The 9129-nt window shown below is 69.3% G+C and carries 5 protein-coding genes and 1 pseudogene; 4 read left to right on the forward strand and 2 right to left on the reverse strand.

Annotation, left to right across the window (positions count from 1 at the left end; all coding sequences use genetic code 11):
• Positions 1–787, reverse strand: a pseudogene (locus HMPREF1138_RS10025) (hypothetical protein); the annotation flags it as partial.
• Between the two features lie 460 nt (positions 788–1247).
• Between HMPREF1138_RS10025 and HMPREF1138_RS10030 the strand changes: the two are divergent.
• From HMPREF1138_RS10030 to HMPREF1138_RS10040, 3 genes are all read left to right on the forward strand, one after another.
• Positions 1248–2573, forward strand: a complete 1326-nt coding sequence (locus tag HMPREF1138_RS10030) for an O-acetylhomoserine aminocarboxypropyltransferase/cysteine synthase family protein (RefSeq protein ID WP_009059468.1) — start codon at positions 1248–1250, stop codon at positions 2571–2573.
• A gap of 102 nt (positions 2574–2675) precedes the next feature.
• Positions 2676–3833 carry a homoserine O-acetyltransferase MetX gene (gene metX, locus HMPREF1138_RS10035; RefSeq protein ID WP_009059465.1) on the forward strand — a complete coding sequence of 386 codons (1158 nt, stop codon included), beginning with the start codon at positions 2676–2678 and terminating at the stop codon, positions 3831–3833.
• Positions 3834–3918: 85 nt separating this feature from the next.
• The gene (locus tag HMPREF1138_RS10040; RefSeq protein ID WP_009059475.1) at positions 3919–5064 is read left to right on the forward strand and encodes an alpha/beta hydrolase; all 1146 of its coding nucleotides are present in this window, start codon (positions 3919–3921) and stop codon (positions 5062–5064) included.
• A gap of 140 nt (positions 5065–5204) precedes the next feature.
• On the opposite strand, the gene HMPREF1138_RS10045 is transcribed toward HMPREF1138_RS10040, so the two are convergent.
• Positions 5205–7127, reverse strand: coding sequence for a hypothetical protein (locus HMPREF1138_RS10045; RefSeq protein WP_009059472.1), 1923 nt, complete (start codon positions 7125–7127; stop codon positions 5205–5207).
• A 950-nt stretch (positions 7128–8077) separates the two neighbouring features.
• Between HMPREF1138_RS10045 and HMPREF1138_RS10050 the strand changes: the two genes are divergently transcribed.
• The coding region (locus HMPREF1138_RS10050) for an FAD-binding oxidoreductase (RefSeq protein ID WP_009059470.1) at positions 8078–9129 on the forward strand (1052 nt) is incomplete at its 3' end.

Below are 9129 nucleotides of genomic sequence, written 5' to 3' on the forward strand. Positions count from 1 at the left end.
GCGCCTCGAGCGCGGCGGCGGCCTGTTCGGCGGCGATGCGGGCGGCCTCTTGACGTTCGGCCTCGAGGGCGGCCTCGCGCTGGTTGATCAGGTCGACCGTGGTGTTCTGCTTGGTGGCGAGCTCCTGCACGTAGGAGTCGCGCTGGGCCGCGACGATGGAGGCGCGGTTCTGCGCGTCGGAGGCCGCCTTGTTGGCGGCGTCGGTGCGCGCCTGGACCTCGTCGGTGGCGGCCTGCTGGCTGTCGCGCGCGGCGTTTGCCGCGTCGCGGGTGACCTTGGCGACCTGCTCGAGGGCTGCGACGTTCTGCATCTTCGCCTCGGCGGAGGAGGAGAAGGAGTTGATGCCGGCCTGCTTGGTTTCGACGCTGCGCAGTCCATCGGAATCGAGGTAGGGGGCGAGCGAGTCGAGCGTGCCGCCACCGCCTCGGTAGGCGGTCTGGGCGACGGAGGCGATCTGCTGCTTGCCCTCCTCGAAGGCGGCTTCGGCGGCGTCGGCGTCGGACGAGGCCTTGTCTGCAGTCTTGGTCGCCTCATCCAGGGCGAGCTTGGCCTCGTTGAGGTCCTCGCCGGCCATCTGCGCGTTCTGCGTGGCCGTGGCGGCGCTCGCGTTGACTTCCGCCAGCTTGACCTCGATTTCGGCGACGCTCATTTTTGCGGCTTCTTCGGCGGCCTGGGCGGCAGCGATCTCCTCTTCGGAGGGAGCCGCTTGCGCCATCTGGGGCAGGACCAGCAGGGCGCTGGCGGCGAGTGCCGTCAGGCCCAGGCGGATGGTTCCGCGTCGTCTCATCGTCGTCTCATTCCGTTGCGTGAACAGGTGCGCCCGCGGGCGCGTACTGGGAAAAAGCCTATCCACTTTCGTCACGCTTGGCAACAAACGCACCATAAAACCCAACTTTCACACATACAACAATCGCAACATAAGTAACATCAACACCATGATTACCGCGCAATTACCGGCCTTGTCATCCCACTTTCAACCATCACTATGAGTCTGCTCACACATGCTGGCTCCGCGCCCCGGCTGTTACACAAGTCCACCATCCGGGACCATCGCGCCCCGGCCTCGTCCATGACAAAGAATGGAGACATGAACCGTCGAATGTGCCGCTGACTGCGCGTCAGCACCAGCGACTGCCGCGCAGTCCCCCGACAGCGGGACGCGCCTCGACGCATGTTCTTGTCACCGCATCCGCGGCCCGCCAGAGGGGAACCAGAGACGACACACCCCCAACCCAAGGAGCCGCCACATGACCGCCAACGACTGGTCCTTCGAAACCAAGCAGATTCACGCCGGATACAACCTCGACCCCGCCACCGGCGCGACCGCCCTCCCCATCTACCAAACCTCCTCCTACGCCTTCGCGGACACCGCGCAGGCAGCGAGCCGATTCGCCCTGCAGGAACTGGGCCCCATCTACACGCGCCTGACCAACCCGACGACCGACGGCGTCGCCGCCCGCATCGCCGCCCTCGAGGGCGGCGTCGGCGGCCTCCTCGTCTCCTCCGGCCAATCCGCGACCGCCCTGTCGATCCTCGCCCTGGCGGTCGCCGGCAATAACGTCGTCGCCTCCCCCTCCCTGTACGGCGGCAGCGTCACCCTGCTGAAGAACACGCTGGGCCGACTGGGCATCGAGGCGCGCTTCGTCGCCGACCCGCTCGACCCCGAGGCCTGGCGCGCGCTCGCCGACGACAAGACAGTCGCCTTCTACGGTGAGACCATCCCCAACCCACAGGGCGACATCCTCGACATCGAGCCCATCGCGAAGGTCGCCCACGAGGTCGGCGTGCCCCTCATCGTCGACAACACGGTCGCCACCCCCTACCTGGTGCGCCCGATCGAGTGGGGCGCCGACATCGTCGTCCACTCCGCTACCAAGTACCTGGGCGGCCACGGCACCTCGATCGCGGGCGCGATCGTCGACTCGGGCAACTTCGACTTTGCCTCCCAGCCCGAGCGTTTCCCCCTCTACAACACGCCGGACGAGTCCTACCACGGCCTCGTCTACGCCCGTGACATGGGCGTGGGCAGCGCACTGGGCGCGAACCTGGCGTTCCTGCTGCGCATCCAGACGCTCATCAACCGCGACCTGGGCGCCGTCACCTCCCCCTTCAACGCCTTCCTCATCTCCCAGGGCATCGAGACCCTGTCCCTGCGCATCGAGCGCCACGTCTCTAACGCGCTCGCCGTCGCCCGCTTCCTGGAGGCACACCCGGACGTCGAGTCCGTCAACTACGCGGGCCTGGAGTCCTCCCCCTACTACGAGCTGGGCAAGAAGTACGCGCCGCTGGGCACGGGCGGCCTGCTCTCCTTCGTCATCAAGGGCGGGTACGAGGCCGGCCGGGCCTTCGCGGACGGCGTGCAGCTCCTGCCCGTGGTCGCCAACATCGGCGACGCCAAGTCCCTGGTCATCCACCCGGCCTCGACGACGCACTCGCAGCTGACCGAGGAGGAACTGGCCAAGGCCGGCGTGGCGCCCGGCACGGTGCGCCTGTCGATCGGCTTGGAGAACATCAAGGACATCCTCGCCGACCTGCAGCTCGGCTTTGACGCGGCCCGCGCGGCCACCGCCTGAACACCCGCCGTCGGCGGCCTCGGCGAAATACACACTCCTCATGCGCCGAGGCCGCCGCGCCTCTCCCGCTCTCACGTCACGCTCACGCGAAAGAAGGACATTATGAGCCGCCACAACCTGCCCCCCGCCCCCACCTCCGGTGCTTGGCGCGAGGGCGACCCGGTCGCCTTCCGCAAGTTCGCGAACCTGGGCGCCCAGCGCCTGGAAAACGGGGAGATCCTGCCCTCCGTGACGCTCGCTTACGAGACGTGGGGAGAACTGGACGAGGCCGGCTCCAACGCGGTCCTGATCCTGCACGCGCTGACCGGCGACGCCCACGTGTACGGCGAGACGGCGCCCGGCCAGCCGACCCCCGGCTGGTGGGACCAGATCGTGGGGCCGGGACGCATCATCGACACCGAACGTTACTTCGTGGTGGCCGCGAACGTGCTGGGCGGCTGTCAGGGGTCGACCGGACCGGCCTCGCTCGCGCCGGACGGAGCGCCCTGGGGCTCGCGATTCCCCGTCATCTCCACGCGCGACCAGGTCCGCGCCGAGGCCCTCCTGTCCGACCTCCTCGGCGTCCACACGTGGGACATCGTCATCGGCACGTCCCTGGGCGGCCACCGCGCGATCGAGTGGGCGGTCACCTACCCCGAGCGCGTGCGCCGCCTCGTCGTCGTAGCCTCCGGCGCCCAGACAACCGCCGACCAGGCCGCGTGGACACACACGCAGATCCGCGCCATCGAGCTGGATCCCGCGTGGCGCGGCGGCGACTACTACGCGGGCCCCGGCCCCTCGGCCGGCCTGGCGCTGGCCCGCCAGATCGCGCACACCACCTACCGCTCCCCCTCCGAGCTCGACGAGCGCTTCGGCCGCATCCCCCAGAACGACGAGGATCCCCTGCACGGCGGCCGCCTGGCGGTGGAGTCCTACCTGGACTACCACGGCGAGAAGATCGTGCGCCGCTTCGACGCCGGCTCCTACGTGACGCTGTGCCGCACGATGCTCTCCCACGACGTGGGCCGCGACCGCGGCGGCGTCGCTCAGGCCCTCAAGGCCGTCACCGCCCGCACCCTCGTCGTCGCCGTCGACTCCGACCGGCTTTTCTTCCCCGAGCAGGTCTGGCAGATGGCCTCCGGCATTCCTGGCGCGTTCTATCGCGAGATCCACTCCGACCACGGGCACGACGGCTTCCTCATCGAACACGACCAGCTCACCGCCCTGCTCAACGAGTTCCTCAACGAGCGCATTCCCTCGCGCGCATCCTCCTTCGCCTGATCAGCGCCGCTTTCTCCGCGAGGCCGCCCCGGTTTCTCCTCCTCATCAACGAGGCCGGGGCGGCCTCGCGCGTTATGCTGACCCAATGAGCGTTACTAGCAATCCCACGCCCGACGGCGAGCAGATGCCGGACACGAGCGGGCTTCCCGACCTGTCCGGAGTGGGGGCCGAGGCCTCGGCGCCCGAGGGGATCCCCGAACGCGACGTCATGGCCCCCTGGGGCCAGGCCGGCCCTCCCGGACCCCAGTGGCGCGCCGACATCCTGGGCGACGGCTACGAGTCGCGCACAATTGAGCTGATCGACGACGCGGAAGGCCCCTGCGTCGCGACCCTCGTGCGCGCCACCCCGCCGAAGGACACTCGCCTGACGCTCCTGTACCTGCACGGACGCAACGACTACTTCTTTCAGACGGAGATGGCGGATCGGCTGCGCCAGGCGGGGGCGGCGTTCTACGCGCTCGACATGCGCAAATACGGGCGATCCCTGCGCCCCCACCAGACCATCGGCTACACGGACGACCTGTCCGTGTACGACGAGGAAATCGGCGAGGCCATCGAGATCATCCGTGAGGAGCGTGACGACGAGCCCCTCGTCCTCGCGGGACACTCGACGGGCGGCCTCATCGCGACCCTGTGGGCGCACCGCCACCCCGGCGTCTTGGCCGGCCTGATCCTGAATTCGGCGTGGCTCGAGATGCAGTCGATGGCCGCCTGGCGCGGGGCGATGGCCCCCGTCATCGGGCGCATCGCGTCGCGCAACCCCATGTGGGAGGTCCCCTCGGGCGGGGCAGGCCACTACGGGCGTTCGCTCGCCGGGCGCGCCACCTCCGGACTGCCGATCCCCGAGGGCCTGTCCACCGACGACCCGTCCGTCGCGGGCTGGCCTATCATTCAGGAGTGGAAGCGCCCCGAGTCCTACCCGGTGCCCGCCTCCTGGCTCGACGCCATCATGGCGGGACACGAAACGGTCGAGAAGGACGTGCACCTGGAGTGCCCCGTGCTCTCCATGGTGTCCACCTCCGCTTATGTCGACGAGGAGTGGTGCGAGCGCGTCTTCACCTCCGACACCGTCTTGGACCCGGTCGTCATCGCCCAGCGCAGCCTCGGCCTGTCCGACCTGGTCACGATCGCCCGATTCCCCGGCAAGCACGACCTCGTCCTGTCCGACGCGCCCGTGCGCGAGCAGGTGTACGCGACGATGCGCGGCTGGCTGGACGCCTTCGTCGGCTAGCGTCGCGCCTTCCGGACACCGCGCGAGGCCATCCGGTGGCGCGTTCGCGCGGCTCCCTCTAGCGTCGGCGGCGTCGGCGCATGCGACGGGGGCGGCCCGGGATTCATCGATCCCGGGCCGCCCCCGTCGTGTCGCGTGTGTCAGTGTCTCGCGGCACGGCGCTCGCGGGGCGCGTGCGCGTATTCGCGGACGATCTCGCGGTTGACCTCGTCGAGGGCTTCCGCCAGGGTTGGGCCCAGGCGGTCGCCGATGCGCACGAGGGTCCAGGCGTCGATGTGGCCCATGCCGCGCGCGGTCAGCATCGTGTCGAGCGACGGGTAGGTCAGGCCGGCGCCGGAGATGGCGCCGCTGGCCGCCAGGACGAGGTCATCCGGCAGCCCGAGCTCGCTGCGCGCCACGAGGGGCGTGTCCTGGCCGAGGATCTGAGCGAGGGTGCGCAGGCCGGCCTCGTCGCGTCCGAGGACGGGCACGCCCTCGTCGCGGGCGGCGACGACCTCGGGGGATTCCTCCGCGCGATCCACGAACGAGGCCGTGGCCGCGTCGGTCGCTCCCCCGTCGTTGAGCTCGGCGGGTTCGGCCTGTGCGCGGCGCGACGCGCGACTGCCCAGGTGGGCGGGGCGCTCCCAGCGCGGCGTCTCATCCTGGGTCACGTGCTGCTCCTCCTCATTGTCATTCTTATCGCTGTCATTCACGGCGCATTCCTCGGGGCGGCCATGGTCGCCCCACTCGTCACCGTCGCGCTCTGCGTCTGCGTGGTCGGCGGGCTCACCGCCGACTCGCTCGCCTTCGGCGTTTTCAGGCTCGGGATTGCCGCGCTCGTCATCGGCATGATCGGCGTCGTCGCAGTCCTCGGGAACGTCGGCCTCGCGCGCATCCTCGCCACGCTCACCATCGGCGCGGTCCTGCTCGCCTTGCTCGGCGTTCTCCTCGTCGCTAGCGTCCTCCTCACGGGAGTCGTCGGCGCTTCCCTCGGTTTCGGGCGCCTCGGCCTCGTCGTCACCATGCGCGTCGTCACCATGCGCGTCGTTGTCGTGCTCGGCGTCGTCGCGGTCCTCGGGAACGTCGGCCTCGCGCGCATCCTCGCCACGCTCGCCATCGGCGCGGTCCTGCTCGCCTTGCTCGGCGTCGCGCTGGTCGTCACCGGCGGGGGCATCGCCCAGCTCGGCGTTCTCCTCGGAGGCGTCCACGACCTCGTCCTCCGTGTCCTGGGCGTTCTCCTCCTCGCCCGCGGGCTTCCAGGGGGCCGGGGGTTCCTCGTCCACGGAGTAGCTGAACACGTCGCGCAGGTGGGGAGCCACCTTCGGGGTGGGACGCGTGGTCGGCGTGTCCGCGCCGTCGTCGGCCCGGTCCTGCGCGTCTGAATCGGTGCCGTCTTCCGACTGCTCGGCGGCGACCTGGGAGTCGTCGAGCTCCTCAGCCTCGGCGGGGGTCTCGGATTCGACCGGCGCGGCGGCGGGGAGTGCCGGGGCGGCGGAAGCGGAGCCGAGCAGCTGCGGAGCGTGCCCGTACAGGCGCGGGCCCACCGCGTTGACGTCCAGGAAGAGACGACCGTTGGACATCTGACGCAGGTTCATGAGGTGCACTTCGACGCCGGAGGTCGCCAGGATCGACAGGGCGGGACGCACGGAGGGGTCGATCTCGCCCGCGACCATAATGAGTCGGGGACCCGGGCCCACAGCCGGAGGCATCGAATCGCGGAACTGGGCCCACCCCGCACGGAAGCCCTCGGGGCCCGAGGGGTACTCCGCCGCCAGGTCCGACCACGACAGGGAGGCGACGACCGCCAGCCGCGACAGCGACGTAATGAGGGTCTCAGAGTCCAGGAGCTTCAGGATCTCGACGGAGACGATCTGGCCCGTCACGTCGAGGGCCGTCAGGCGCGGCGTCTCCTCGTCGTCCTGTCCGGTCATGTCACGCCACGTCACCGGGAACAGGGGACGGGACACAATCTGTAAGACCTGTTGGCAAATCGCGTCCACCAGATCAGGACCCAGGTCTTGCGCAACCGGGTATCCGAATTGAGCGGGGACGAGGTGTCCATCCTCGAACTCAAACAGGGCCATCGCTCTTTCCTTCACGTGTATGGGGCGCTCGTGGCCATTGTTTCATACGTTCCAAAAGAAACACAGAGGACACAGGGACAATGGGATAGATACCACGTAATCATATGGTGCCTCAGCAGCACTTCATACACGGCCCGGCCTGTCATATGCGCCACACGCGAACGCCTTCAAGACGGTAAAAGAGCGCGCCGGACCACCACGATCGCAACAAAGAGACCACCTCTGCACCCAGCCCTCATACCCAAGCCCCGAAAGAACGGCATCGACCCCATCACCACCCGACACGCAGCCCCACATCGGCACCGCACCCCCATCCGACCACCCACCCCACCCCGCACGGCTCACCCCGCACGGCTCGCCCAACCTCAACAATCGAACCGTTAGTGCCCACCACCCCTCAGAACATGCCCCCACCTTCCCATCCCACGCAACCCCCGATGCATGGGATACGACGTCCCACGAGAAGCATGCACCGGGCGTCCGACACGCACTGACACATGCCGAACAACCACTCCGTTTCCGCCTCACCAAAAGGCCAGATCGTGTACGATGGGATGTGATGTGCGCGAATCGGGCGACAGGCAACCTTCCAGCCGGTTAGACTACTGCGCGACACACAGCAATCGACAGACAGGGCGAGGAACAATGGGCAGAAAGAACCTGCACATCGTTGAATACTCGGCGCCAGAACCGCGCGTTCCGGCGTCCGAGGAGACGCGCCTCGAACTGTCCCCCTTCCGCCTCGAGGCCAGGACGGCGCCGCGGACATACCCAAATATTTCACAGCCGGTCAGCCCTCATTTTCCGCCTATCGAGCGCATTCCCGTCCCCGTGACACCTTTCCCCAGGATGTTCCGCGACGATCCCGAACCGGCCTAATTACCGCGGCGCGATCATCCGCACAACGGGAAGGGACGACTTCCGCGGCGCGACCGTGACACACTGGCCTTATGAGCGACAGCTTCCTGTCTGACCTGCGCGCACTCATTGACGTCGACACCTCCGTCGGCACGCGAGCGCGCTACTCCTCCGACGCCGGCCTCACGCGCATCCCGCCCCTGGCCGTCGCATTCCCGCGCACGCCCGAGCAGGCCCTCGCGGCCTTCGACCTCGCCCGCGCCCACGGCGTCCCCCTCACCGCCCGAGGCGGCGGCACCTCGTGCGCGTCCAACGCGATCGGCCCCGGCCTCGTCCTCGATTTCTCGCGGCACATGAACCGCGTCCTCTCCATCGACCCCGAGGCCCGCACCGCCACCGTCGAACCCGGCTGCGTCGGCTCCACCCTCCAGGCCGCGGCAGCCAAGCACGGCCTGCGTTTTGGCCCCGACCCCTCCTCCCAGAACCGCGCGACGATCGCCGGCATGGTCGCCAACAACGCCTGCGGCCCGCACGCGACCGCCTGGGGGCGCACCTCCGACAACATCGTCGCCCTCGACTGCGTCGACGGGCACGGGCGCCGCTTCACGGCCACGACCTCGCACGATTCGGCGCTTCGCGACGTGCCCGGGCTGGCCTCGCTCATCGACTCCCACCTGGCCCCCATCCGCACGCAGCTCGGCCGCTTCAAGCGCCAGGTCTCCGGCTACTCCCTCGAACACCTCACCCCCGAGGGCGGGCGCAACCTCGCCGCCATGCTCACCGGCACCGAGGGCACCCTCGTCCTCATCCTGTCCGTCACCGTGCGCCTCGTGCCCCTGCCCGACGCGCCCGTGCTCGCCGCCCTCGGCTACCGCTCCATCATCGAGGCCGCCGACGACGTGCCCGCGCTGCTGGCCCACTCGCCCCTCGCGGTGGAGGGCATGGACCGGCGCCTCGTCGACGTCGTGCGCGTCCACAAGGGCCCCGGCGCCGTCCCCGCCCTGCCCGAGGGCGAAGGCTGGCTCCTCGTCGAAGTCGGAGCCCCCGGCGAAGACGTCACCGCCTCCCTGGAACGCGCACGCGCCCTGTGCGCCGCCTCCGCCGCCGTCGACACGGTCGTGTACCCGCCCGGGGCCCAGGCCTC

The organism is Actinomyces sp. ICM58 (genome assembly GCF_000283035.1).
Classification (GTDB): domain Bacteria; phylum Actinomycetota; class Actinomycetes; order Actinomycetales; family Actinomycetaceae; genus Pauljensenia.

Bases quoted from the DNA above. Each gene is read 5' to 3' on its own strand.
- HMPREF1138_RS10030 (WP_009059468.1), top strand. From the start codon at position 1,248: ATGACCGCCAACGACTGGTCCTTCGAAACCAAGCAGATTCACGCCGGA.
- HMPREF1138_RS10045 (WP_009059472.1), bottom strand. From the start codon at position 7,127: ATGGCCCTGTTTGAGTTCGAGGATGGACACCTCGTCCCCGCTCAATTC.
- HMPREF1138_RS10040 (WP_009059475.1), top strand. From the start codon at position 3,919: ATGAGCGTTACTAGCAATCCCACGCCCGACGGCGAGCAGATGCCGGAC.
- metX (WP_009059465.1), top strand. From the start codon at position 2,676: ATGAGCCGCCACAACCTGCCCCCCGCCCCCACCTCCGGTGCTTGGCGC.